22 protein-coding genes and 1 riboswitch are annotated in these 24,606 nt (G+C 51.4%); of the genes, 5 read left to right on the top strand and 17 right to left on the bottom strand.

Annotation, left to right across the window (positions count from 1 at the left end; all coding sequences use genetic code 11):
- Positions 1 to 13: 13 nt before the first annotated feature.
- Genes QUD54_RS09800 through serB form a run of 4 tightly spaced genes read right to left on the bottom strand, consistent with a single transcriptional unit; the run spans position 14 to position 3,848 of the window.
- Positions 14 to 706 carry a tetratricopeptide repeat protein gene (locus QUD54_RS09800; protein WP_286336551.1) on the bottom strand — a complete coding sequence of 231 codons (693 nt, stop codon included), beginning with the start codon at positions 704 to 706 and terminating at the stop codon, positions 14 to 16.
- Complete coding sequence (locus QUD54_RS09795; protein ID WP_286336550.1) at positions 703 to 1,467, bottom strand: undecaprenyl-diphosphate phosphatase; 765 nt, start codon at positions 1,465 to 1,467, stop codon at positions 703 to 705. The genes QUD54_RS09800 and QUD54_RS09795 overlap by 4 nt, the downstream gene beginning before the upstream one ends.
- Positions 1,454 to 3,235, bottom strand: a complete 1,782-nt coding sequence (locus QUD54_RS09790) for an ABC transporter ATP-binding protein (RefSeq protein ID WP_286336549.1) — start codon at positions 3,233 to 3,235, stop codon at positions 1,454 to 1,456. The genes QUD54_RS09795 and QUD54_RS09790 overlap by 14 nt, the downstream gene beginning before the upstream one ends.
- Positions 3,225 to 3,848 carry a phosphoserine phosphatase SerB gene (gene serB, locus QUD54_RS09785; RefSeq protein ID WP_286336548.1) on the bottom strand — a complete coding sequence of 208 codons (624 nt, stop codon included), beginning with the start codon at positions 3,846 to 3,848 and terminating at the stop codon, positions 3,225 to 3,227. The genes QUD54_RS09790 and serB overlap by 11 nt, the downstream gene beginning before the upstream one ends.
- A gap of 127 nt (positions 3,849 to 3,975) precedes the next feature.
- Here serB and QUD54_RS09780 point away from each other — a divergent pair, with 127 nt between their 5' ends.
- Entirely contained in the window at positions 3,976 to 4,890 is a 915-nt protein-coding gene (locus tag QUD54_RS09780) for a methylenetetrahydrofolate reductase (protein ID WP_286336547.1), read from the top strand.
- Positions 4,891 to 4,926: 36 nt separating this feature from the next.
- Here QUD54_RS09780 and QUD54_RS09775 read toward each other — a convergent pair whose 3' ends face one another.
- From QUD54_RS09775 to QUD54_RS09740, 8 genes are all read right to left on the bottom strand, one after another.
- Entirely contained in the window at positions 4,927 to 5,424 is a 498-nt protein-coding gene (locus QUD54_RS09775) for a chemotaxis protein CheW (protein ID WP_286336546.1), read from the bottom strand.
- Entirely contained in the window at positions 5,421 to 7,898 is a 2,478-nt protein-coding gene (locus QUD54_RS09770; RefSeq protein ID WP_286336545.1) for a hybrid sensor histidine kinase/response regulator, read from the bottom strand. The genes QUD54_RS09775 and QUD54_RS09770 overlap by 4 nt, the downstream gene beginning before the upstream one ends.
- Positions 7,899 to 7,909: 11 nt before the next feature.
- On the bottom strand, positions 7,910 to 8,860 hold the full coding sequence (locus tag QUD54_RS09765; RefSeq protein WP_286336544.1) for a chemotaxis protein CheV: 951 nt from the start codon (positions 8,858 to 8,860) through the stop codon (positions 7,910 to 7,912).
- A complete protein-coding gene (locus QUD54_RS09760; protein WP_286336543.1) occupies positions 8,850 to 9,617 on the bottom strand; it encodes a UDP-2,3-diacylglucosamine diphosphatase in 768 nt (255 codons plus the stop codon). Before QUD54_RS09760 ends, QUD54_RS09765 begins: the two co-directional genes overlap by 11 nt.
- A gap of 20 nt (positions 9,618 to 9,637) precedes the next feature.
- Positions 9,638 to 10,645, bottom strand: a complete 1,008-nt coding sequence (argC, locus tag QUD54_RS09755; protein WP_286336542.1) for an N-acetyl-gamma-glutamyl-phosphate reductase — start codon at positions 10,643 to 10,645, stop codon at positions 9,638 to 9,640.
- A gap of 3 nt (positions 10,646 to 10,648) precedes the next feature.
- Positions 10,649 to 11,140: a transcription elongation factor GreA gene (gene greA, locus QUD54_RS09750; protein WP_286336541.1), complete on the bottom strand. Its 492-nt coding sequence runs from the start codon at positions 11,138 to 11,140 to the stop codon at positions 10,649 to 10,651.
- A gap of 118 nt (positions 11,141 to 11,258) precedes the next feature.
- Positions 11,259 to 12,290, bottom strand: coding sequence for a lipid-A-disaccharide synthase (gene lpxB, locus QUD54_RS09745; protein ID WP_286336540.1), 1,032 nt, complete (start codon positions 12,288 to 12,290; stop codon positions 11,259 to 11,261).
- Positions 12,287 to 13,606, bottom strand: coding sequence for a hypothetical protein (locus QUD54_RS09740; RefSeq protein WP_286336539.1), 1,320 nt, complete (start codon positions 13,604 to 13,606; stop codon positions 12,287 to 12,289). The genes lpxB and QUD54_RS09740 overlap by 4 nt, the downstream gene beginning before the upstream one ends.
- Before the next feature lie 58 nt (positions 13,607 to 13,664).
- Between QUD54_RS09740 and surE the strand changes: the two genes are divergently transcribed.
- Together surE and QUD54_RS09730 are read left to right on the top strand one after the other, a co-directional pair.
- On the top strand, positions 13,665 to 14,444 hold the full coding sequence (gene surE, locus QUD54_RS09735) for a 5'/3'-nucleotidase SurE (RefSeq protein WP_286338040.1): 780 nt from the start codon (positions 13,665 to 13,667) through the stop codon (positions 14,442 to 14,444).
- Positions 14,441 to 15,076 carry a tRNA threonylcarbamoyladenosine dehydratase gene (locus QUD54_RS09730; protein WP_286336538.1) on the top strand — a complete coding sequence of 212 codons (636 nt, stop codon included), beginning with the start codon at positions 14,441 to 14,443 and terminating at the stop codon, positions 15,074 to 15,076. Before surE ends, QUD54_RS09730 begins: the two co-directional genes overlap by 4 nt.
- Here QUD54_RS09730 and QUD54_RS09725 read toward each other — a convergent pair.
- Positions 15,065 to 15,397 (bottom strand): hypothetical protein, encoded by a 333-nt coding sequence (locus QUD54_RS09725; protein WP_286336537.1) that lies wholly within the window; start codon positions 15,395 to 15,397, stop codon positions 15,065 to 15,067. The two genes, QUD54_RS09730 and QUD54_RS09725, sit on opposite strands and share 12 nt — an antisense overlap.
- 86 nt (positions 15,398 to 15,483) lie before the next feature.
- Here QUD54_RS09725 and QUD54_RS09720 point away from each other — a divergent pair, with 86 nt between their 5' ends.
- A complete protein-coding gene (locus tag QUD54_RS09720) occupies positions 15,484 to 16,500 on the top strand; it encodes a glycosyltransferase family 4 protein (RefSeq protein WP_286336536.1) in 1,017 nt (338 codons plus the stop codon).
- Between the two features lie 117 nt (positions 16,501 to 16,617).
- Here QUD54_RS09720 and QUD54_RS09715 read toward each other — a convergent pair whose 3' ends face one another.
- The 4 genes from QUD54_RS09715 to QUD54_RS09700 all read right to left on the bottom strand — a co-directional run bounded on the left by QUD54_RS09715 (position 16,618) and on the right by QUD54_RS09700 (position 22,915).
- Positions 16,618 to 17,946, bottom strand: a complete 1,329-nt coding sequence (locus tag QUD54_RS09715; RefSeq protein ID WP_286336535.1) for a DUF1501 domain-containing protein — start codon at positions 17,944 to 17,946, stop codon at positions 16,618 to 16,620.
- Entirely contained in the window at positions 17,943 to 19,547 is a 1,605-nt protein-coding gene (locus QUD54_RS09710; RefSeq protein WP_286336534.1) for a hypothetical protein, read from the bottom strand. Before QUD54_RS09710 ends, QUD54_RS09715 begins: the two co-directional genes overlap by 4 nt.
- A 222-nt stretch (positions 19,548 to 19,769) precedes the next feature.
- Positions 19,770 to 19,845: riboswitch (cyclic di-GMP riboswitch) on the bottom strand.
- Positions 19,846 to 19,925: 80 nt separating this feature from the next.
- The gene (locus QUD54_RS09705) at positions 19,926 to 21,308 is read right to left on the bottom strand and encodes a DUF1501 domain-containing protein (protein ID WP_286336533.1); all 1,383 of its coding nucleotides are present in this window, start codon (positions 21,306 to 21,308) and stop codon (positions 19,926 to 19,928) included.
- Positions 21,305 to 22,915 (bottom strand): hypothetical protein, encoded by a 1,611-nt coding sequence (locus tag QUD54_RS09700; RefSeq protein ID WP_286336532.1) that lies wholly within the window; start codon positions 22,913 to 22,915, stop codon positions 21,305 to 21,307. Before QUD54_RS09700 ends, QUD54_RS09705 begins: the two co-directional genes overlap by 4 nt.
- Positions 22,916 to 23,143: 228 nt before the next feature.
- Between QUD54_RS09700 and QUD54_RS09695 the strand changes: the two genes are divergently transcribed.
- On the top strand, positions 23,144 to 24,601 hold the full coding sequence (locus QUD54_RS09695; protein ID WP_286336531.1) for an MBOAT family O-acyltransferase: 1,458 nt from the start codon (positions 23,144 to 23,146) through the stop codon (positions 24,599 to 24,601).
- The last annotated feature ends 5 nt before the right edge of the window (positions 24,602 to 24,606 follow it).

Raw genomic sequence — 24,606 nt, 5'->3', positions numbered from 1 at the left:
CGCTCCACATCGGTCAAAAAACGATTTTTCCCTCTTCCTGGAGCCTGCGTATGATGTTTCGGGCCTTTTCGTGCCCTGCATGCGCCGCTTTGCGGCACCACTCCAGCGCCTTTTCGCTGTCGCGCTCCACACCCCAGCCTTTGTCGTAAAGCATACCGAGGTTGTACATGGCCCGGGCATGGCCCGCAATGGCCGCTTTTTCATACCAGTCGAAGGCTTTGACGTAATCCTGAGGCACGCCCTCGCCCTCCTGATACATCGCACCGATGCAGTTCTGCGCTTCGGTATGGCCATATTTGGCCGCCGTTTCATACCAGCTCGCGGCGCGTTCGACACTTTTTTGCGTACCGGCACCGTACTCGAGCATCTGTGCCGCCTCGAACATCGCATGAACGTTGCCCGCATGGGCCGCTTTCATGAAATGGTTGAACGCTGCCGTCTCGTCCACCGCACCGGCTTTGCCGCTGCGAAGTATCTGCCCGAGGTTGAAGTGGGCGATATGGTGCCCCTGGTCGGCCGCTTTTTTATACCAGCCGACCGCTTCCGCGAGATTCGCTTCGACCCCTTCACCGTTTTCGAGCATGTAGCCCACCATCGCCTGCGCATCGACATCGCCGTCGATCGCAAGCTCCAAAAAGGCATTGAATGCCGAAACCTTGTCGCCCTCTTGATAAAGCTTCGATGCCATATCGAAATATTTGCTCATAAAATCACTCCAAGAAAGAAAAGTCCGACAATTATACGGTAGATTCCGAAAGGGATGAAGGTGTGCTTTTTGATGAAGGCCAAAAACCATTTGATGATCATAAGCGCCACGACAAACGCCGTCACGAACCCGACTCCGAGAGCCTGTGCATCGGAAAAATCGAATTCGCTGTGGTGCTTGAGAATGTCGTAGGCCGTCGCCGCCAGCATCGTCGGTACCGCCAGCAGAAAGCTGAATTCCGTCGCCGTCTTACGCTTGAGGCCGATCAAAAGCCCACCGATAATCGTCGCACCCGAGCGTGACGTTCCCGGTACCATCGCCAGCGACTGAAAAAGCCCGATGAGAAAAGCCTGTCTGTAACTCACCTCCTCCACGTGGGCGACATGGTGCTCCTTCTCTTTGTAGAAAAGCTCCACGACGACGAAGATAATCCCGCCGACGATCAGCATATACGCCACCGTCTCGGGCGCGAAGAGCGACTTGATGATCTTGTAGAGCGTCAAGCCCAGTACCGCCGTCGGAATGAAACCCACGATGAGGCGTTTCCAGAGTTCGATACTGTGAAAAATCTTCTCTTTGAAGGCGAAGATGACCGCCAGGATGGAACCGAGCTGGATCACCACCTCGAACGTTTTATGCACCTCCGTCTGTTCGATACCCATCAGTTTCGAAGCCAAAATGAGGTGTCCCGTCGACGAGACCGGAAGAAACTCGGTCACTCCCTCGACGATGCCTAGAATCAACGCGTCAAACCACTCCATGACAATCCCCCGACTGTTTGATGTATCCCATATATACCCCCTCCTTTTTTAAAAGTTCTTCGTGTGTCCCCTCTTCGACGATATGCCCCTTTTCCAGGACGTAAATATAATCCGCTTTGCGAATCGTACTGAGCCGGTGGGCGATCATGATCGTCGTACGACTGGAGAAAAAGGGTTCCAGCGCTTCGTAGAGGTGTGCTTCTGTATGGACGTCCAATGCCGACGTCGACTCGTCGAGAATGGCGATTTTCGGTTCGGCGACGATCATCCGTGCGATCGCGATGCGCTGCCGCTGTCCGCCGGAGAGTTTGATGCCGTCGCGCCCGACGACCGTGTCGAGCCCTTCCTCGAAACTTTCGATCACCGCTTTCATCTGCGCCATATCGAGCGCCTTCCAGATGAGAGATTCCGGCACCTCGCGCCCGAGCGTTATGTTGAAGCGGATCGTATCGTTGAAAAGTTTGGGGCTCTGCAACACGAGATTCACATGTTCGCGCACCACGTCGAGCCCGATTTCCCGTACGTCCACACCGTTGAAAAGCACCCGCCCGCCGTCGATCGGATAGAAGCCGACGATCAGCTGTGCCAGCGTCGTCTTCCCCGACCCGCTGGCTCCGACCAGCGCGACCCGTTGCGACGGTTTGGCTTCGAAATGGATATCGGACAACACCGGTATTTCGGGGGAGTAGCCGAAACTGACACTCTCCAGCTTCACGCCGACCCGTTCGGCGGTGAACGGATTGGCCCTGTGCGGATAGTCGGGTTCGGTCGGCATTTCGAAAACCTCGTTGATGCGTGCCACCGCCGCCCTGGCGTTGTGCAACGCATACTGGATTCCCAGAATGTCCTGCACCGGCGTCACCATGTACCACAGGTAACCGAACACCGCCAGCATCATCCCGATGCTGAGATCCGAAAAGGCGACAGCCAAAATACTCGCGGCGCGGAACACTTCGTAGCCGGCCAGAAAAGTGAGGTAGGAGATGCGGCTCGCAGCGTCGCTTTTCCATCCAAACGCGATGCTCCGTTCCCGGATGTGGCGCGCTTTGTCGGTCAACTTGGAAAAAAATTCCCGCTCCTGATTGGACGCTCTGATCTGTCCGAAAAGATCCAATGTCTCCGTCAAAGCCGACTGAAAGGCATCGATGGCACGGTTCTCCTCTTTTTTCAGTTTCGACACCTTTCGCGCCAGCTTCGTCGTAAAGGTGATGACCAGCGGATTGAGAACGATAATGAAAAGTGCCAGTCCCCAGTGGATCCAAAAGAGCACACCTGCGATGCCGATAAGCGACAGAACCGAGATGATCAGCCGGCTCACCGTCGAGGCGATGAAAGTGTCGATCGTCTCGACGTCGGTCACCAGCTTCGCCGCGATCGATCCCGATCGGGATGTCTCGTACGCCTTCATCGAGATCCGCTCGAGGTGTCCGAGCGCATCGACACGAATGCGGTAGGTGACATCTTTGGAGATCTGCATAAAGATCTTCGTCTGCAGAATACTGAGTGCGGTGTAGAGAAAGCGAAGCACGACGGTGGCGAGCAACACCGTAACGACATAGCCGAAAGTATCCATCGGCACGATATGGGTATCGAGCCAATGTGTCAGTGTATCGCTTTTGTGCAGAAGCACTTCATCGACCAGCACCGGAATCAGCAGCGGCGTCGGCACGCTGACGAGCGTCGCGAGGATCGCTACGATGTTTCCGGCGACCAGGGGCCGCTTGTACCCCTTGATCGTCTGAAAAACGGAGCCGAGGCTAAGAGACATGCGCCAAAATCTGTGTCAGATCTTTTTTATCGATAACGATATTCGCCTCTTTTTTCAAAATCTCTTTGGCACAGAAGGCGATACGCGTCTCGGCGTGAGCGAACATACTGCGGTCGTTGGCGCCGTCGCCGACGACGAGCGTCTCTTTGGGTGTGACACCCAGAAGCGCCTGCAGGCGCTCCAGCATATCGCCTTTGGAGAAATCGAACATCATATCGCCGCCTACAAGTCCCGTCAGCTGTCCATCCTTGGCGTGCAGGACATTGGAAAAGTCGGCGTCGAACCCCAGAATCTCCCTGGCGTGGCGCGTGGCGTTTCGAAAACCGCCGCTGAAAACCACCACCTTGTAACCGAAATTTTTCAGCTCGGTGATCGTCTCTTCGGCGCCCGGCATAAAGGGAAGATTTTGGCAGATCGTATCGACCGTCTCGACAGCGAGGCCCTCGAGCAGCTGCACACGCGTCGTGAGGCTTTCGAAGAAGTCGAGTTCCCCGCGCATCGCCCGCTCGGTGATGATCGCCACCTTCTCCTTGAGCCCCAACGGTTCGGCCAGAAAGTCGATCGTCTCTCCATCCATCAGAGTCGAATCGAAATCGAATACGGCTAGTTTCATATGTATCCTTGTAGTTCGATAGCCCGATAGCCGATGGACTTTTTCCTCATTGGGCCATTGGCTATCGGGCTATTTTTTTAGATGCTATAATATCCAAACCAAAATAACAGGCAGATAACGGAAAATCATGTTCGAACAGCTCATCAACAAACTTCAAGACCCGAAACAAACCTACATTACGCTCGAGACCACGCCCAAGCACGACGCAGACTTCATCCCGGTCATCGATACGATCGAAAAACTCGGCATCGCCGAAAAGGTGGACGGTTTCAGCACAACCGACAATCCCCTGGCGAAACTCAAATTCAACGCCATCATCGCCGCGATGCTGCTGCAACAGCGTTTCGACAAGCCGGTTCTCGCGACGATGAGCATGCGCGACCGTAACAAGATCGCCCTGCAGTCTGATCTGCTCGGCGCCAACGGGATCGACGTACGTGCCATCCTGGCACTCACGGGCGACCCGGCGAAAATCAGCGACCAGCCGGCAGCCAAAGGGGTGTTCGAGAGCGACAGCACAATGCTTCTCGATATCATCAAATGTTTCAATGCCGGCATCGACTATGCCGGGCGCGAATTCGGCATCAAGCCGCGTCCCGTCTACCCCTTCGCCGTCAGCAACGCCTTCGCGAAGAATCCGAAAACGCTTCTGAAGAAGTTTACGAAAAAGCTGGAACACGGCGCGCTCGGCATCATCACCCAGCCGGTATTCGATACGCAAAACGCTCTGGAGCTGCTCGAACACTTCGAAGAGGCGAAAAAGATGAGCGGCAACAGAAAAGGAACGCTCATCCTGGGGATCTTCCCGATCACACGACTCAGAACGGCCCAGTTTCTCGCATCGCATGTCCCGGGCATCCATGTTCCGAAAAACTGGATCGATACACTCTACGATGCCCATGCGAAAGGTGAAAAAGAGGAAGAAAAAAGAGGCCTGGCGTTGAGCCGGGAGCTTTTCGAAGCGATCAAATCGATCCATCCGAAAATCCATATGATGACCGCCAACCGATTTTCATTGGCGAAAGAGTTGTTGACGCCCTGACCGACAACCCCTACGGCATCGGCCGTCGGCCAATCTCTAAAAATCCCGCTTCAACAACGCCTCGACATTGAGGATGGAGATCAATGAATCCTCCTTTTTTCCAACCCCGTAAATGAGGTTCTGGTCGTCGTGAATCGTTTCGGGTGCCGGGTCGATCGCACTCTCTTTGATGCGCGTCGCCTGCGTCAGCCTGTCGATTACGAAACCGGCGATCTCATCGTTGTGTTTGATGACCATATAGCGGGTATCCTCGTTCTCCTTGGATCGTGAAAGGCCGAACTTCATCCGAAGATCGATGAGCGGCAAAACACTTCCGCGAAGATTGAAAACACCCAGGACATACTCCGGCGTTTTGGGGACACGCGTATATTCGATCGGTTTGATGATCTCCTGAATACTCAATATCGGCACGGCGAACTCTTCGTCCCCGACCATGAAACCGACCAGCTGAATCACGTTTTCGATCTCACCCTCTACCGGAGCCTTCTGCTGTTGCTGCTGTTTCTTCAGAACCTTTTCGAGTTGCGTGCTCATGATACCTGCTCCACATTGAGGTTGATATTCCTGGCGACGACGTTCATCAGATAATCGGGCGTGTAGGGTTTGGTGATATATTCGGTCATCCCCACTTCCACGCCACGCAGCCGGTCGCTTCGGCTGGTACGGCTCGTCACGGCGATCAGCGGAATATTTTTGAATTTGTTGAATTTCCTGATTTCACTCGCCAATGTATAGCCGTCCATTCTCGGCATCTCGATATCCACCAGCGCCGCATCGAACATCTTGCTTCCATCTTTCATCATATTGAGTGCCTCCACACCATTGGTCGCTTCGGCAATCGTCACACCCAACGGCTCGAGTGCTTTGCGCATGATGGTCCGGTCGGTCTTGCTGTCGTCGACGATCAGGATATTGTAATCCGACGGCGAGTTCTTCTCCTTGACGAGCACCTGACTTTCGAGATTTTTTATGCTGCTTTTGACATGCTTGGCCATATCCATCAAAACCCCGACATCGACGATCAGTGTCACCCGACCGTCTCCCCTGATCGTCGCACCGGCAATCCCTTCGATCCCTTTGAGATACTCGCCCAGCGATTTGATGACGATCTCCTCCTGCCCGACAAGCGAATCGACGATCAGGCCGATTTTCGACTCGGCAAGGCCGATAATGACGACATAGGCGTGTTCTCCCATGCTGAAGACACGCTCGACATCGAAAATGTCGGCCAGATGTACCAGTGAAAGAACTTCGTCGCGCAAACGAAGTACACTGCGCCCCTCGACTGTCTGAATCTCGTCGGGCGTAATGCGCACCGTCTCGAGTACCGAAGCGAGGGGTACCGCATAGTACTCGTCCTGCACACTGACCAAAAGGGACTGAATGATGGCGAGCGTCAGAGGGATTTTGAGTTTGAGCGTCGTTCCTTTGCCTTTTTCGGAATCGATCTCGATGATGCCGTTGAGCTTTTCGATGTTGGATTTGACGACATCCATTCCAACACCCCGCCCGGAGACATTGGTTACCTTGGCAGCCGTAGAGAAACCCGGCCTGAAGATGAGCATGAAAGCCTCTTTGTCACTCATCTGATCCGCTTCCTTCTCGCTGATGAGCCCCTTTTCGACCGCCTTCATCTTCAGCATCTCCGCATCGAGGCCTTTTCCGTCATCGACAATCTCGATAATGATATGATTTCCTTCGTTGTAGGCTTTGAGCTGAACCGTCCCTTTCGGCGGCTTACCCTTCGCGACACGCTCTTCCGGCGGTTCGATGCCGTGGTCGCACGAATTTCGAATGATATGCACAAGCGGGTCGCCGATCTCTTCGACAATCGATTTGTCGAGCTCCGTCTCCTCGCCGCTGATCACCAGTTCGATCTCTTTGTGAAGCTCCCGGGAGAGGTCACGTACCATACGGGGGAATTTGTTGAAGACCTTTCCGATCGGAAGCATTCGTGTTTTCATGACCGCGATCTGAAGGTCGGTCGTGACAAGCGAAATGGAAGAGACCACCTGATTGAGCTCCTCCAGGAACTGCTCCCCTTCATAGCGCTCTTCGACATCGTCGTAGATTTTCAGAAGCCGGTTTTTCCCAAGCACCAATTCGCCGATGAGGTTCATCAGATCGTCGAGCCTCTTCACATCGACGCGTATCGTCTGCTCCACTGTCGCTTTGCGTTCCTTCGGCACAGCCGTTTTGGCTTCCGGTTTCTGTTTGGGTTCTACAGGCCTCGGCGCGGAAGCTTTGGCAGGCGCTTCGCGTTCGGCCGGCTTGGCTTCTTTGGCCTCCACACTCTCTTTTTTCGCCTTCTTCGCCTCCCGTTTTCTTCGGTCCTCCTCCTGGCGCTCCTTCAGGAGTCGTTCGATCTCCGCTTCGATCTCCGCTTCGCTCATCTCGGAGAGATCTTTTTCACCACTCTCCCCGGGAGTTTCCGCCGCCGCTTCGGCTTTTTTCTTCTCTTCCCGCCTTTTCCGGTCCTCCTCCTGGCGCTCCTGCAAAAGTCGTTCGATCTCCGCATCGATCTCTTCGTCGCTCATCTCGGAGAGCTCCTTCTCTTCGGCTGCAGGCTCAGGTTCGGGTTCGGACTTCGTTTCGGCAGCCGCCATCTCCTCTATCGGCTCGCCTTTGAGTGCCGCCTCGAGCCTCGCCACAGTGGGCCCGACGTCAAGGGCACCCTCGTCGCTGCCGGTCTCTTTGATATGCTCGAGAAGCCCCTTCATCTTGTCCGTCGACTCCAGCACCACGTCCATCACTTCCGGTGTAATGAGCAGTTCACCACGGCGCGCCTTGTTGAGTACATCTTCCATATGGTGGGTCAGATGGGTCAATACATCGAAGTTGAGAAACGAACTCGACCCTTTGATCGTGTGCGCTACGCGGAAGATCCGGTTAAGCAGGTCGAGATCCTCCGGACTGTTTTCGAGTTCGATCAAGTCGTTGTCGAGTTGTTCGATCATTTCGAACGCTTCGACCAGAAAATCCTCTAATATCTCTTGAAATTCATCCATACACTCTTCCTTTATGATGCCTGCTTGATATGAGCACGAACGATTTTGGCGATTTCGGCGTAAAAGACGTTGGCGTCGAATTTCACCATATACCCTTCGCCACCCGCCTCTTTGCCGCGCTCTTCACTGAAATGGTCGCTGATGGAGGAGTTGAATACGATGGGTATATCGGAAAACCGCGGGTCGTCCTTCGCCTTGGCCGCGAAATGGAAACCGTCCATTCTCGGCATCTCGACATCCGAAACGATAATTTTGAGGTGTTCTGGAAGCTGGTGGCCGTAATGGGCGTAGAGGTCCTCCAGCTTTTCGAGGGCCTCCATTCCGTCCTTGGCTTCGACGACGGCGAAACCCATCTTCTGAAGCGCCTCTTTGACGATCTTCCGAGCTGTGAGGCTGTCGTCGAGAACCATCGCCATACCATTGAATTTGTCGATAGAGATATCGGTATCGACATCCGGCTGATAGAAACCGAGGTCTTCGACGACACTTTCGAGATCGAGAATCAGCAGCACTTCATCGTTTTCGATGCGTGTCACACCCGTGATCTTGCTCTTGTCCAAGACCCCCTGCCCCGAGGAGAAAGAGGCGGGTTCGATAGCGCTCCAGCTGATACGCCGTATCCGTTTGGCTTCATGCACTACGAACCCTATGAGGATATTGTTGAATTCGGCGATGATGACACGCGGATGGAGCTCTTTGTTTTCCGGTGTTTTGATTCCCATCCATTTCGCGAGATCGACCACTGGAATCACGACCCCACGAAGGTCGAAAATCCCTTCGATGAAATCGGGAACACCCGGCAACTCCGTCAGTTTCGGATATTTGATAATCTCCCTGACTTTCGAGACGTTGATGCCGTATATCCCTTCATAGACCTTGCCGTTTTCCTCTTTGAAAATACGGAAATCGACAAGTTCCAGTTCGTTGGTCCCGACCTGCAGTACATCACTTTTAGACGACATTTCTAACCTTTTTTTCTTCAAAATCGATGCCATTTGGAGAAGATTTTACAACAACCCAACTTTGATCACAGGCGAAAGCGGGCAGATTGCGGTATCGCCTGCCCCGATGTTCGAATCCCATGTCCTGATGATAGTGCCCCTCGACCCAAATATCGAAGTCGTACCGTTTCATCAACAGATCGAGCCGCTGCCGCATCCGCGTCTCGAACCCTTCGATGCGGTAACAGGGCTCTTTTTTCCGGTTGTAATTTTCAAGCCATCCGATTATGGCACCCGCTTTGAGCGTATCGATCCGGTTGAGCAATCGATCGATCGACGGGTTGCGAATCAGTGCGGTATAGATCTCATACATGACCCCCTGAAGCAGGTCTCCGTGATGAAGCGCGACCCTCTGCGGCCCAAAAGAGGCCATGAGCGGCTGGTCGGCGCGTTTGACCACACGCATGGTCTCACCGAACAGTTTCTCGAGACCGAAATCGTGATTCCCCTCCAGGTAGATCACTTCGCACGATTCGCTTATACGTTTTAAAAGATCGACCATTTTCAGATTTGGTTCAATCGAATTGGGTGCATCCGCGAACAAAAGGTCGAAAATATCACCCATGAGAATCATCTGAGGCGGAAGGTCGGAAGCTTCGATCGAGGAGAGAAACCTGTAGAGCGCCGGGTTGTAGTGGGCGTAGTGGGCATCGGCAATGAACCATGCCCCCTCCTTCAGCCTCACCTCAGCACCAAAGCCCCGCTTCCCACTCCTCACTTCCCACTCCTCACTATAAATTACGGAACGTAAGCGTATTTCGGAATGCCGAGCGTCTCGTCGAACCCGCTGATAATGTTGGCGTTGACGACAGCCTGGGAGCTCGCACCCCTGAGAAGATTGTCGATGGACGAAGTGACGAAGAGGCTGGTGCCGTTCATCGTCGCATAGATATCGCAGAAATTCGTGCCTGCGACACTTTTGATATCGACCGGTCGGTGGCGGACGCGCACGAACGGTTCATCCCTGTAAAGATCTTCCAATATTTCGACCGGGTCGAGCTCGGTTTCGAGCTGCATATAGACGCTGCAGAGCATACCCCGCGTCACCGGTAGCAGGTGCGGGACGAAATTGACCTGTACTTGCGTATCGAATTTGTCGTCGATCTTCTCCGCTATTTCGGGTGCGTGGCGGTGTTTGATGGGATTGTAGGCAAACACATTTTCGTTGATCGTCACGTAATGGGTCGTGGCCGAAAGTTTCTTCCCCGCCCCGCTCACACCGCTTTTGGCATCGATGAAGATCGGTGTGTCGGCTTTGATATAGGGGATGAACGGCAAAAGCCCGAGCAGTGAAGCGGTCGGATAGCAGCCGGGGTTGGCGACAAGGCGGCTCGTCTTGATCGCTTCGCGGTAGAACTCCGGCAGGCCGTAGACCGCTTCGGGAAGATGTTCTCTGTCGATATGGGGGCAGTAGTGGGCTTCGTAGGCTTCCAGCTTCAGGCGGTAGTCCGCCGAAAGATCGACCACCTTGACACCCCTCTCCAGCAACTGTGCGGCAAACCCCATCGCCGTCTTGTGCGGCAGTGCCAGAAAGGCGATCTGCGCCACTTCAGCCACAGCGGCCGCATCCGCCTTTTCGACCGGCATCGCCACCACTTTTTCCAAGGATGGATGAAGCTGTTCGACACGCGTTTCCCCTTCGCTGGTCGCGGCATAGACCAGTTCGAATTCGGGGTGAGCTGCGAGAATTTTGATAAGTTCGAGTCCGGTGTATCCGCTGGCACCGATAATCGCGACGGGAATCACGGCTCAGACTCCGAAGCAGATATCTTTGTAACAGACCTGCTCCACCTCGTACTCCTTTTCTCCTCCCGGCAACTTCACGCGCACCTCGTCACCCGGCTCTTTGCCGATCAGCTGGCGTGACAGCGGCGAATGGTAGGAGATGAGCCCCTTGTCGGGATTCGCTTCACTCGCTCCCACGATCGTATAGGTCAGCTCTTCGTCGGTATCGAGATCGATCAGCGTAACGGTCGATCCGAAACTGACGCGTTTGTGCTCGAATGTCGCCGGGTCGACCACCTGCGCACGTCCGAGAATATCTTCGAGCTCCGCGATACGCGCCTCCATCATTCCCTGCTTCTCTTTGGCAGCATGGTACTCCGCATTCTCTTTCAAATCGCCGAGTTCACGCGCCTTTTCGATCTCTTTCGCGATTGCGGGGCGTGCTTCGGACTTGAGATATTCGAGCTCCTCGCTCAGTTTTTTATAACCATACTCTGTCATCGGCTCTTTTTGCATACGTTTCTCTCCAAACTTTTTTCGTTTATTATAGCTTTTTAGCCGCAACTTTTCAGCCGCAAGCCGCAACTTTTTTCGAAGAAGCGACGATTTTTGGCCATCGACTGTCGGTTTGCGGCTATTGGGCTATCATCTCCCCCACCCTCTTTGCACTTCCATGCGCCAGGATCGCCCGAAGTTCTTGGCTCTTTTCATCAAAACGGGAGCGGTCCATCGTTTCATACAACTCCAAAAGCTTTTCCGGGTTGACATCATCTTGGAAAATTTCAGGATGGACGGGGCTTTTACCTTCGAAATCCATGATAATGTTGGCCAGTCCCACATGCGGAAGTTTGACGAAAAAGCGGCCGACTTTGTAGTCGAGCGTGCGCGCTTTGTAGACCAGTACGAAAGGCGTGCCGATAAGTGCCGTCTCCAGGGTCGCCGTACCGCTGCAGACAAAAGCGAAGTGGCTCTGTGCCACCGCTTCATGGGTATCGTGAACCACTTCGAAACTGCGGATATCGCCATACCACGCTTCGACCTTTTCGGGTGCGATGAAAGAGGGAACCACCAGCAGCTTCCGACGCTCCGGAAGTGCCTCCGCCGTCGCTTTGAAAACGGGCATCAACCGCGTAATCTCGCTTTTTCGGCTCCCGGGCAGAAAGGCGATCGTTTCACTCTCTTCACTGGGATGTCGCGTGAGATGAATCTCATCGAGCAGCGGGTTGCCAACATACTCGGCACGGCGGTAAAACTGCCTCTCGAAAGGGAAGATCGAAGCGAGCCGGTCGCAGTAGCGCTCCACCTTTTCGGCCCGTTTCCTTTTCCATGCCCACACTTTGGGAAGAATGTAGTAGACAATCTCTTTCTTTGGATATCTCTCTTTGATCGCCTTTGCCAGCGGGATGTTGAATGCCGGTGCGTCGATGAGAAGAACCTTGTCACAGTTTCCGGACAACGACACCATCTCCGCCACCGCCTCTTTGCCTTTGAAATATTTCGCCAGTACATCGACGATCCCCATCACCGAGAACTCATCCATCCCGTAGAGCGGTTCCCCCAGGCTCCGATCGAAAATTCCGGCGATCTCCACACCTTCCAGCTCCTCGAGCAGATACTTCAGATGGAGATTGGCCGACGGTTCCAGCGCACTCACAAGCAGTCTCATTCGATTTCGATCCTTTCGTATTGCATCGATGAAATATCGAAACGCACAATCGTATCGCGTCCCGACTCCGTCACATAGAGAAAACAGCCCGACTTGCAGATACCGGTGGGCAGGTGCAGCCCTTCGATCAGCGTCGTCACGCGGCCGTTCAGCGGATCGTACACTTTCACTTTGTCGTTATAGGTGTCGCAAAGGAAGATGCGGTGATTCCCACAACCGCCGATACCTGCACAGAGCCCCTCCGGATGCTGGATCCGAACCTCTTCGCCGATACCGTCACGGTCGCCATAGGTGAAGAGATCCCATCCGATCGGAGTTTTGACCTCTTTGTTTTCGATCGCGCGCAGGGCACTCCCCTCCGCGTCGACGACGTAGAGCACATCGTCCAGCCAGTCGAGATCGGTCGGCTGCGCGAAGAGGGCGTCGCTTCGCATCTTTCCGTCACGGATCCCCTCCGCACCGATGCCGGCCATCACGCCCAGGCCGCGGCCGTCGTACCTCACCTGCCAGATCTGGTGCGCCCCAGCCACGGCGACCTGTAACCCCTCGTCGTTGCCCGTCACGCCCCACGGCGAACGGAGCCCCTTTGCGAGCACTTTTTTCTCCATTGTCTCGAGGTCGACGACGACCACCGCGCCAGCCGCCCTGTCGGCGACATAGAGCCTGCCATCTTTGGCGAAGAGCCCCTGCGGTTCTTCGAACCCCTCGAGCGTTTCGACGATACGCCCCTCGAGCGTGCAGATATGGACCGTGTTCCGGCCAGTATCGGAAATATACAGATGCGTTTCGTCGGCAAATATTTTGGAAAAAGCGCGTCCACTCGCACCCGCTTCGCTTGGCATCACCGTCGTCGCCTCCGCTTCGTCGCCTCCGGCTCTGCCGTCATAGGCCTCTATCAGTTCCGTCACACGCCCCTCTCCGCTTACGCGTGCCACTTCGTAGCCGTCAGGCGAAACGAGTACCAGGGTCGGCCACGCCCGCACCGCAAAGCCGTCCCAAAGCCCGCCACCGCCATCGGCATCGTTGACGACGGGATGAGAGATACCCTGTCGGGCGATCAGCTCCGATATCCAGCCATCCTCTTTCTCTCTGGCGAACTTTCCTGTATGGATGCCGACGAGAGCGATACCTTCAGGCAACTCGCTCCGTTTCAGCTCCTTGAGCACGTGAAGACAGTTGATGCAGCCTCCGGTAAAAAAGTGCAGCACTGAGAACCGGCCGGCACAGAAGGTTTCGATATCGTTTCCCGATACGACACACCGAAGCCCTTCAAGCGACGGCGTACGAATCGGAACTTTTCTTTTTGGGGTATCCATTGCGGCCCAATTATAATATAATTTGCGAAAAAATTTCCGGAGCACCCATACCATCATGATGAAACGTATCCTTGTTACCAACGACGACGGCTTCGAATCGCCGGGGCTTCATGCACTCGTCGAGGCGCTCCGCCCGCTGGGCCACGTCACCGTCGTCGCACCGACGCTCGAAAAATCGGCCTGCGGCCACAGCCTCACACTGACGCGGCCCCTTCGCTTCATCGAGATCGACGACGATTTCTTCAAACTCGACGACGGCACGCCGACCGACTGCGTCTACTTGAGCAAATACGCCCTTTTCGACGAAGAGCGCCAGCCCGACCTGGTCGTCAGCGGCATCAACAAAGGAGCCAACATGGGCGAGGACATCACCTACAGCGGTACCGCGAGCGCGGCGATGGAAGCGGTACTGCAGGGGATTCCGGGCATCGCCATCAGCCAAGTGTGCCGAAGCCGCTGCCAGAACATCGACGAACTCGGCTTCGAACTGGCGAAAGAGGCGGCTTATACCATCTGCAAAAAGATTCTCGAAGAGGGGTTTCCACTGGGCGAGCGCCGTTTTCTGAACGTCAATGTGCCACCCATCCAGCCCAAAGATTGCAAAGGGTACAAAATCACCAAAGCGGGGTATCGGCTCTACGGCAACGACGCCCAACTGCACCGCAACCCGCGCGGTGAAGAGTACTACTGGCTTGGACTCCACCCGCTCGAGTGGGTTCCGGACGAAAGAGAGCTCTGTGACTTCGAAGCGATCAAAGCGGACTGCGTCTCCATCACTCCGGTGCAGCTCGACCTCACGAGCTACGAAGATATCGACCGCCTGAGAGCGTGGCTATGAAATTCGAGCGCTGCCGAACGCTGATGGGTGAAGATTTCGAAAAACTTCGTCGAGCGAAAATCCTACTGCTCGGCGCGGGCGGTGTCGGAAGCTTCTGCCTCGACTGTCTCTTTCGCAGCGGCGTAGAGGATGTCACGATCGTCGACTTCGACACGTACGACATCACCAACCAAAACCGCCAGATCGGCAGCGAAGCGGTCGGTGCCGTCAAAGTCCGGCGTCTGGCCGAGCTCTACCCGACCGTCACGCCGATCGAAGCGAAAATCGACGCCGAGTGGATCGAACGTTTCGATTTCGAACCCTACGACCTGGTGCTCGACGCCATCGACGACATCCGCGCCAAGATCGCACTGGCACACAAGGTGTGGCCCAAACTCATCAGCGCGACAGGAGGTGCCAGAAAACTCGACCCGACCAAAATCGAGATCGCATCCATCTGGAAAACCCACGGCGACCCCTTCGCCAGAAAGATCCGATACGAACTCAAAAAGAGCGGCTTCGAAGGTGACTACCCAGCCCTCTTCAGCCCGGAAACACCGAAATGTACGAGCAAAGGAAGTTTCGTCGGCGTCACCGGAGCTTTCGGTCTCGCCATGTGTTCCGCGGCCGTTCGGAAGCTGTTAGAATCGTAAAATATTTTTCGTTCCACCCTGCTCCACGAAGACATCGTACTTGTTGACATACATGATGTCGTTCGTCCGGTCGATGGAAATGCGAAGATATTTTCCGCAGCATGAAGCATCCGGAGAGAGGACGTGAATCTTGTCCTTCGGCGTCAGAACGACACACCCCTGCTGCATGATGTAGAAATTTTTCTCCTTGAAATCGGCATCGCTCTTTTCAAGCCCTTCGAGTATCTCGACGGTGGGACAAGCCACCGTCGTACTCTTGATCCTGTCTGCATGAAGCGCACTCAGCCCAACCGCCAAAATAATCAAAAACACTCTTTTCATGTTAATCTCTTTCAAATTTGTTTTTCGTTAATATGATACAACAATAATTATAAAGATTCTGTTTACACGAAGGACACATCTATTTCATGATATTCGTTTTGATGCTTGTAACTTTTGTCGCGACGATTTTATGCATTGCGGTTTTCATCAAATCCGCACCCCGGTTGGGATTCATAGACGCTCCGAATGAACGCAGTATGCACACCTCCCCCATACCGCGTGGGGCGGGCATATGTTTCGTCGGCGTCTCGCTCGTTATCTCTCTCGTAGCCCTTCTTTGGAACATCAACCACTTGCAACAATACTACTATGTCTATGCGGCTGTTGCCATCGTATTTGCAGCCGGCCTTCTGGACGATCGCAAAGGGCTCTCTCCAAAACTGAAATTCCTCTTCATTATCCTCGCCATCATGCTCCTGTGTGTCAATGACCTCTATATCAAAACGCTTGGCAACTATATGGGGTTCAAGATCGATCTTCCTCTCTACATCGCGGTCCCTTTTACCATCTTCGCCATGGCGGGCTTCACTAATGCATTGAACCTCACCGACGGGCTCGACGGGCTCGCTGGTATGATCTCCATGGTGATGATGGGGGCGTTTTTGTGGATCGGCTATGTCAACCACGACGAGCTCATGATCATGCTTTCATCCGTCTTCATGGCCGCCGTCGCGGCTTTTTTGATTTTCAACTGGCATCCGGCGAAGGTCTTCATGGGCGACAGCGGCTCCCTGACACTCGGATTCGTCATTTCGATCCTGGCAGTTCGAGCCATGGAGTTCATCGAGCCCACCGCCGTTTTGTTCATCGTCGTCCTGCCGGTTCTGGATACCTTTATCGTGATGACAAGAAGAATACAGCGCGGCCTCTCCCCCTTCTCCGCGGACAAGACACATATGCACCACATTCTCTACAACCGATACGAAGACGTTCCCTACACGACCATCCTGCTCGTCTATATACAGATAGCCTTTACCATCATCGGCGTGCAGCTCAGACATTCGGACAATTTTCTATCCCTCATTCTATTCGGCATACTCTTTTTTATTTTCTTGAATCTTTTCGACCAGAGGATAAAACGCAGAAAGAAGGTAAAGCGGTAAGAGGCGTTTTTATGATTTTGAATCGATTTTTCAGTATTTGTTTTGTCTTTGAATTCGCAGGTATTGATGAAGTTGCGATGAAGGTTTGCCGTGCTCCAAAGCGGAACACGGCAAACGTCACCCTTTCAAAAAGGGAACATCCAGCTCGTCCCCTATCGCTTTTCTGCCGCCTGTAAGCACTTCCGGGTTTTTGACGCCGTAAAGTTTGTATAGCGTGGAAGCGATGGCGTAGGGTTCGAACTTGTAGGATCCCGGTGCCGGCGTGGTGTAGATCCTTCCCATCGAGAGCATGGTCTCGTCCAGCACCGTCTCTCCTACGATACCCCGATGGTTGAAATGTTTTTTCCCACCGATGAAATAGACGCACTGGTTGTTCCCGTGGTCCCATCCGTAGGCACTGTTGATGTTCAGATTGCGTCCGAAATCTCCGAAGAGAACGATGTTGATGTTCTCGTTGCCCAGCGCTTTGGCGTGCTCCATCGCCATATGGACCGCCCTGAAGAGGTGGTAGCCTCTGTCGGTATGCTGGGCGATCGCGTTCGAATGGTCGTCCCACGACTCCGTCGTCATCGAAACCACTTTCGTATCGGGGTTTTCCACGAGTATCCGCATCGCGACTTCGAGCTGTTTTCCAAAATTGAACTTGTCGTAGGTTCCCCCGATCGTATAGTCGATACCGGAAGGAAGCGAAGAGGAAGCCAGATTTTCCATAAACGCTTCGAGATCCTCTCTCGAAGAGAACATTCGGCCGATTTTGGCGTTGTTTCCCGCTCTCGCGTTCATCTCGAAGCTGAGCCTGTCGAGCAAATCGTCGTCCTGATAGAGAAGGCCCGCTTTTCTCGCGAATGGGTTTTTGACCGAGAGGCCGAAAGAGACCGGTTTGAGATGGGAAGGGAGCCCGGAAGAGACGGCATTGTCGGTCAGCAGTTCAAAATTGCTGTCGACGAAAGAGACGTTGGTCATGAAGGCATCTTCCGGCACGGCATTGAAGCGGCCGAGCACATGCATCAATGTCGTTACGATTCCCGATTCATACCCCTGGTCGTTGCCGTGCATGAAACGCACCTGGTTGAGCTTGTGCGCTTTGAGAACGTCCGTCTGTTCGCATGTCCTGAATACCGTCAGATTCCCCTCGTCGAGCATCGACTGGATATACTCTCCGCCCGCTTCGCGCCAGAATCCGTCGGCCGTTTTCGTGAACTTGTCCATCGGATAAGCAATCTGCGAAAGATTTTCATCGACGATCTGGTCGAAATTGGTCATATTGCCGATGATATCGCCCATTCCGCCCATCAGGTAGATGACGATGGTCTGGGCATCCGAACCTGCATCGAAATCGACCGCTTCCAGCGGCAAGGGTACCCCTGTCTCCGCGAACAAAGAGGGATTCAGGCCGGCGATCGCCGCCAAACTCAGACTCGTTTTCAAAAATGTACGTCGTTTCATTGCACACCCCCTTCGGTATCCGTGATTTTTCTGTACTGATAGAACTCGCTAAGACGGGTTATATAGTCCAGCGTGATCATGACGATGTAGGCTCTGCTCGTAGGCTCGTTCAAATCTCCCAACCGCTTGTCCTGATAGGTCACCTTGTTTTCGAAATATTCCGAAAGGAGGGTAAACTCCCGATCCGTCGGCTCCCTTCCGAGAAAGTCGAGGAAGATTCCATTCAGATAGCTCCGCATATCCGATGCGTCGTATCGTTCGGAGATGGCACCGAGATCGATCCCATCGTCTCCTGAATAATTGGCGGACTCGTCACGGTTAAGCACGATGTACTCGCGGATATATTTGTAATACTCCGCCATGCTGACGGTATCGACCGGCACCTTGTCTTCGCGCCCGAGTTTATAGGTCATCGAGCGTTGATTGGCGGCGGTGAGCGCACGCTGATATGTCGTAACGAATGTCTTGTACTGGGCATTGTAACCGGCCGTATGCATCAACCCGAATGCGGTCTCTTCCAGGCTTTTCACTCTGTCGGATTCGAACAGATAGGTTTTGGAAAAGAGAATCTGGTCGAATACATCTTTGAACGTTTTTGGGTCTGAGGCGAGAATCTTCTGCGTAATCGACTCTTTTTCACTCTCGTCGAAAGTGGGGAAGAAGCGCCCGACCAGGCGGTTGACGACTGTATAGAGGAAATTTTCATGATTCACGATCATCGAAAAGAAATCTTCTCCCGTCCGCAGCTCGTGTCCGAGAATGACGACCGTTTCGTTGTTCTCCTCGTCGCCTACACCATCGATGAAAGAGTAGGTATGCGAATAACCGTCATGGTTGAGAAAGCGCCAGTTCTTCAACACTCTCGCGGCGAGCGGGACGTCGTTGTCGTTGAAGTCGTAGAGCCAAATTTCGAGCATTTCACGGCCATTGTCTTCAGGGCTTCTGAACCTGGACCAGTTCTCTACCGACATCATATGCTCTTTCACGATATCTTTGATCGAAACGTCCGCGTTGATTCTCGCACGGAGCCGGTCGAAGTTGCTGGCGATCAGTTCGGGAAATTTGTAAACACTCTCCACTTCCCATGCGGGTGAGAACATGATCGTCTGGTTGAGCGTATAAGCGATCCAGTCACCGTAATACTCGTCGCCGAGTCTCGTAAAATAGAGCCTCGAGTCGATCTCTCTCATGATCAAGGCCTCTTTGGCGGGTATCGAATCGCCACGACGAAGCTCGTCATCCATAGGGCCCGATGTATCGACCAGTATCTTGTCCGCATCGGGTTGTGCAACTTTACTGTAGAGTCTCGTATGAAAATTCGAAATAAACTTTCCCGTAGAGATCTCTTCTTCGAGGGTGCCGATATCGACCCCTTTGAAGAGTGTTCCATAAAGTTTCTTCGCCACATAAACTTTGTTCTCTTCACTCAGTGCATTGAAGCTTTCGTCATCGATCATCTCGAGCGGTGTCGAACGCGACACGATCGGCGTACTCGGTACCGTAGAGACTACAGCCTCTTCACTACCGCTTCCTCCGCATCCACTCATCGTCGCCATAACGGCGAAGGCAACGAGTAAAAGTTTTAATATACGTTTGTTCATGATAGTCTCCTCCAAACGATTGACAGGCAAAACCTGTTGGTTAAAATCCGACGGCTAGTATAGTACATCTATCCGCATATCGGTGAAAAATTCATTTTCATTAACAAACTTTTCACTTCTATTTATGAAAACAACATTCAGATTATGTCAAACTTGGAGAGTAAAGAGGGAAGGATTAGGAGTATCTATTTCCTAAATTTTACTCTTCTCTCATTGTAAAGAAGAGGCAACCCGGCTATCTTTCACAAGACCCGTGGCTTTCCGTCCCTGCTTCACAACAGGTTTGGCATTTATCTAACCTAATTATATTATCTGTAGCTTAAAAAAACATTAATCAATAAAATCAAAGCTCAAAAAAGAAAATTCGAAGTTACAGAGTCATCCCCTCAAAAAAGTTTTCCCGGTGTAATCCACAGGATCGATGATGCCGGCGCCGCCTGTCAGAACTTCTGGATTTTCCACACCGTAAAGCGCATAGATCGTCGCGGCGATTGAATAAGGTCGGAGTTGATAGGATGAGTCAGTCGGATGGGAATATAGTCGATATTTCTTGACATGCTCGTCCAGGTATGTTTCACCGACAATGCCAAGCTGATTGAAAAACTTTTTTCCACCAAACCAGTAGAGGACCTGGTTGTTCCCATGATCCCATCCACCCGCACTGTTGAGCGTCAAATTGCGTCCGAAATCACCGAAAACCACGATATTGATACTATCTTTCCCAACAGCTCCGGCATGATCTATCGCAACTTTTATCGCTTCAAACAATTGGGAAGCCCGCTTGGTATGATTTTCTATAGCATTGGAGTGATCATCCCATCCATTGTAACCTCCAACCATGCTCACTATTTTGGTAGAAGGATTGTTGATCAGTATTCGCATTGCCGCTTCCACCCTTGTGCCATCCACAGTTGAAGGATATTGAACAGGTAGATCACCATTGACGATTTCATCGAGGAAATCACTCATTTCACCTCGACGATTGAAAATATCGCTAAGCGCGTCATATAAATTATGCTCTTGTGAAAGAGCCGTCAACTCCGTACTGAAATTAGCTGCATTGAGTTTTTCAGTGGCACTCGTATCTCCCACCGATACCAAACCATCTGAGGTCATCGCATAATTATAGACATTTTGAAGGTTCCTATTGAAAGATGCAGGCCGTAAAAAATCTGGCAGCATCGTAGGAGTTGCACCATCTTCCAACAGTCGATAATCACTACCATTTATAGCGACATTTGTCAAAATAGCATCTTTCGAAACTGCATTGTTTCGATTCAACACATGCATAAGTGTTGTAACGATTCCTGAATTGAAACCTGCTTCATTGCCATTCATATATCTTTTTTGGTTTATTCCATGAGCTAAAGCAGCAGTTGGATTATAACAGGTCCTGAAAACATTTAGATTACCTGAAACGAGCATATCTTCCAAATAGTCTCCACCAGCCTCTTTCCAAAAACCGTTATCAGTCGGAGAGATGAGTTTATCTGGATATTTTTTCAAAGACATATCGTTGGGTATTATGTCCTCCAATACATGCTTTACGTTTCCCACAACATCACTCATCCCGCCACTCAGGAAAATTATGATGGTTTGAGCATCGTTTTTGTCGAATATATCTTTATCGAACACAACCTGATCCATAGGCAGCGGGTTGCTTGCATCCACAGGTACGACATCGGCCTCTGCAGAAGAGGGTAAAAGCGCTGTCGCCGCCGCCATTGCGATGGTTGTTTTTATAAAATCTCTTCGTCTCATGATGCATCTCCTTCCACTTCTACTTTCCTGTATACATAAACTTCACTCAGTCTCGAAAAATAGTCGAACGCCATCAGCATAATCGGAAATTTGTCAAATCCGGTGGCACTTACACATCCGGCATTTGTAGCAACTTCTATAAGTTTTTTCTCCTCCATCTCAGTCATGTTTCTTCCAACAATATCGAGAAACATATTGTTCAAATACCCTTTAAGTGTCGTATCGTCGTTATAATATCTGGAAAGAAGATTTGAATAATTCCATCCTCTCGAACCTCTTCTGTTTAGGAAAACCTCATCTCTGATATTGAGATGGAGTCTCATAACACTGTCGGAGTCGGAAGGCACCCTGTCACTTCTTCCAAGCTTGTACGTAAAAGCTTCCTGTTTCGAAACGACCAAACCACCCTCATAAACCTGTCTTCCGGTTTGATGAAAAAAGCCAAAAATTTCATACCCAGGATTTATATCGAGTTTATGGGCGAGTCCCATATATATCTCTTCGTAAGATTTAACCCTGTTGGAATTGAAGAGATACTCTTTAGAAAAAAGAATCTCTTCAAAAATATCTCTAAAAGTTGTAGGATTTGTCTCAATGATAGCGTTGACAATTTTAACTTTTTTCTCCTCCGTATAATCGGGGAAAAAGATATTGACGAGCCGTAGCACCACACCGTGCATGAAATCCTCATGATTCACGATAGCGTGGTAAAAGTCTTCGCCAGTAGTGATAGTAGTCCCAAGTAGCTCTATTGGCTCGGCATTCTTTTCATCAGCGTTGGTAGTATCGTTGAAGTGATAATATGCATAATCTCTCGCCATATCGCTAACCGGCTCATATCGGACTTCCCACCTCCAATTTTTCAGTGCCTTGGCCGCCAAAGGAACATCTAAATCATTGAAGTCATACAGCCATATCTCGAGCATCTCACGCCCATTGTCTTCAGAACTTCTGAAGCGTGCCCAGTTCTCTTTAGAAACCATGTGCGCATAAGCGATCTTCTTGATAGGCATATCCTTGGAAATCCCATCCTTCAACCTATTGTAATTGCTCGATATTAGCTCCGGGAAGGGGTGCACACTCTCGATCTCCCATCCCGGCGAAAAGAGAATGGTCTGATCAAGTATATAAGCCATCCATGCATCGTAGTAGGATTTGCTCAGTTTCGTGTAATAGAGCGTCGTCGCAATTTCCGTGTAGATACTTCTGAACTTTTCCGTCAAAGGACCACCAAATCTTTTTCCATCCGCGATCTCGTATTCATCTTTTTTTATTTTGTCCAGATCCGGCTGCGCTACGTCGTCGGAATGTAACGTGGCGTAAAAGTCGGAAATAAAATGGCCCGAAGCAATCTTTCCCTTCAGTGTCTCCAGATCGACACCCTTATAGAAAGTCGTGTAGAGCTTGTTCGCGACATAAATTTTGTCCTCTTCACTCAACGCATTGAAACTTTCGTCGCCAATCATCTCGAGCGGTGTCGAACGCGACACGATCGGTGTACTCGGTACCGTAGAGACTACAGCCTCATCACCGCCTTCACCGCATCCGGCCATCGTCGCCATAACGGCAAAGGCAACGAGCAAAAGTTTCAATATACGTTTGTTCATGATAGTCTCCTCCAAACGATTGACAGGCAAAACCTGCAAACTGGAATCCGATGGTTATTCTAGCCGATCCATGTGTATATCGGTGAGATATTCATTTTAATTAACAAGCTCAAATCAAACGGCTTCTCTTCACGACAGATTGGACAAATAGGAGTGATAACCCATCCGGAACTATGATATAATATTAATAAGTAAGAAGCCACTCCAAAATGAAGGTCAATCGCGGGCATGCTATTTAATAGCTACGAGTATATTTTTCTCTTCCTGCCGGCATCCTTCTTTCTCTATTTCTATCTGCATAAACTAAGATTGGCGCTTGCCGCAAAAACGTTCCTTATTGGAACCTCTCTTTTTTTCTATGCATGGTGGGAAACTTCCTATCTCATCATCATTCTGATATCCGTATTTTTCAACTTTATGGTGGGAAATTTCGTAAGCAAAAATTTTCCAATATCCGCAAAGAGAAAAAAAACATTGCTTCTCTTTGGAATCACCGCCAATCTTGCACTGCTTGGATACTTCAAATACACCGATTTCCTTCTTGAAAATCTCAATCTCTTGTTTGATCTTTCATTGCCCTATCAACACATCGTACTGCCACTGGCAATCTCTTTTTTTACCTTTCAGCAAATCGCCTATCTTGTCGACGCATATAGAGGCGATAAAAAAAATTACAGTTTTTTGGACTACTCGCTCTTCGTAACATTTTTTCCTCAGCTCATCGCCGGCCCAATCGTTCATCACAAAGAGATGATGCCGCAGTTCGCATCGAAATATAACTGGGTCATTCGACACAAAAATATCGTTTTGGGGCTTTTCATCTTTTCCATCGGTCTGTTCAAAAAAGTGATCATCGCCGACAGTTTCGCCATATGGGCGAACAGAGGATTCGATATCGCTCATTCTCTCAATATGCTGGAAGCCTGGTTTACCTCTTTGGCATATACGATACAACTCTATTTCGACTTCAGCGGGTACACAGATATGGCCATCGGTGCCGCACTACTCTTCAACATCCGACTCCCGATCAACTTCTACAGCCCATACAAAGCGCTGAACATTCGAGATTTCTGGAGACGTTGGCACATTACACTGACACGTTTTTTAAGAGATTATCTTTATATTACACTTGGAGGTAACCGTTCCGGAACCTTGAAAACATACCGCAACATCATTATAGTTTTTCTTCTCGGCGGCATCTGGCACGGTGCCGGATGGACATTCGTCGTCTGGGGCCTTTTACACGGTATCGCACTGGTCACACATCGTATCTGGCAACTGTTCGCATTTACGATGCCCCGCTGGCTCGCCTGGTTCGTCACGTTTAATTTCGTCAATATCTCCTGGGTTTTTTTCCGCGCCAAAGATTTCAACGATGCGGTGAAAGTGCTGAAAGGAATGTTTTTGGGAGATTTGATTCTACCGGCAGCACTCTTGGGAAAACTTCATTTTCTGAACTCATTCGGTGTCAAATTCGGAGCTTATCTCGATGCAGTAGGCGCAGGGGCCGAAGAGATATTAAAAATGGTTGTCATGCTTGCCGTTGTGCTGTTTGCAAAAAACTCCATTCAATTGACATTTGAATCGAATATAAGTTATGCGAAAATGTTTTATTCGGCCATTTTGTTCATCGTATCGGTTCTATCGATGAACAAAATTTCAGAATTCATCTATTTCAATTTTTAAAGAAA

Source organism: Hydrogenimonas cancrithermarum (assembly GCF_030296055.1).
In the GTDB taxonomy this organism is placed as follows: domain Bacteria; phylum Campylobacterota; class Campylobacteria; order Campylobacterales; family Hydrogenimonadaceae; genus Hydrogenimonas; species Hydrogenimonas cancrithermarum.
This window is presented reverse-complemented; position numbering and strand designations above follow the sequence as displayed.